Genomic DNA, 1,136 nt, shown 5'->3' on the forward strand with positions numbered 1-1,136 from the left:
CTCGCCTCGGCTTGCTGCCTGGGGCCGCTGGTTCTGATCGCCCTGGGGTTCAGCGGCGCTTGGATCGGCAACTTGACGGTGTTGGAACCTTATCGCCCGATCTTCATCGGCGCGGCGCTGGTTGCACTGTTCTTTGCCTGGCGGCGCATCGTCCGACCGACCGCAGCCTGCAAGCCGGGCGAGGTGTGCGCGATTCCGCAAGTGCGCACCACCTACAAGCTCATTTTCTGGTTCGTCGCCGTGTTGGTCTTGGTCGCGCTTGGTTTTCCCTACGTCATGCCATTTTTCTACTAACCAGGAGTTCATCATGAAAAAACTGTTTGCCTCCCTCGCTCTCGCCGCTTTCGTTGCCCCCGTGTTCGCCGCCACCCAGACCGTCACGCTGTCCGTACCGGGCATGACCTGCTCCACCTGCCCGATCACCGTCAAGAAGGCGATTTCCAAGGTCGAAGGCGTCAGCAAAGTTAACGTGACCTTCGAGACACGCGAAGCGGTTGTCACCTTCGATGATGCCAAGACCAGCGTGCAGAAGCTGACCAAGGCCACCGAAGACGCAGGCTATCCGTCCAGCGTCAAGAAGTGAGGCACTGAAAACGGCAGCGCAGCACATCTGACGCCCTTGTCTGCTACCACAAACGAAAAAGGATCTGTCGCATGACCCATCTAAAAATCACCGGCATGACCTGCGACTCGTGCGCGGCGCACGTCAAGGAAGCGCTGGAAAAAGTACCCGGCGTCCAATCTGCCATAGTGTCCTATGCCAAGGGCGCGGCCCAGCTCGCCCTTGATCCAGGCACAGCGCCGGACGCACTGACCGCCGCCGTGGCTGGCCTGGGCTACAAAGCGATGCTCGCCGATGCCCCGCCGACCGACAACCGCACTGGGCTGTTCGACAAGGTGCGCGGCTGGATGGGTGCCGCCGACAAGGGCAGCGGCGGCGAGCGCCCGTTGCAAGTCGCCGTGATCGGCAGCGGTGGAGCCGCGATGGCGGCAGCACTGAAGGCCGTCGAGCAAGGCGCGCAGGTCACGCTGATTGAGCGCGGCACCATCGGCGGCACCTGCGTCAACGTCGGTTGTGTGCCGTCCAAGATCATGATCCGCGCCGCCCACATCGCCCATCTGCGCCGGGAAAGCCC

Annotated in this window: 3 protein-coding genes; all 3 read left to right on the top strand. The window is 62.7% G+C overall.

Annotation, left to right across the window (positions count from 1 at the left end):
* On the top strand, nucleotides 1–294 hold a 294-nt coding region (gene merT, locus APH28_RS23065), incomplete at its 5' end, for a mercuric ion transporter MerT (protein ID WP_060512825.1).
* A gap of 13 nt (nucleotides 295–307) precedes the next feature.
* A complete protein-coding gene (merP, locus tag APH28_RS23070; protein WP_003131872.1) occupies nucleotides 308–583 on the top strand; it encodes a mercury resistance system periplasmic binding protein MerP in 276 nt (91 codons plus the stop codon).
* Between the two features lie 71 nt (nucleotides 584–654).
* On the top strand, nucleotides 655–1,136 hold a 482-nt coding region (locus tag APH28_RS23075), incomplete at its 3' end, for an FAD-dependent oxidoreductase (protein WP_156340936.1).

Origin of the sequence: Pseudomonas sp. NBRC 111124 (assembly GCF_001320245.1) — a bacterium.
Lineage (GTDB): Bacteria > Pseudomonadota > Gammaproteobacteria > Pseudomonadales > Pseudomonadaceae > Aquipseudomonas.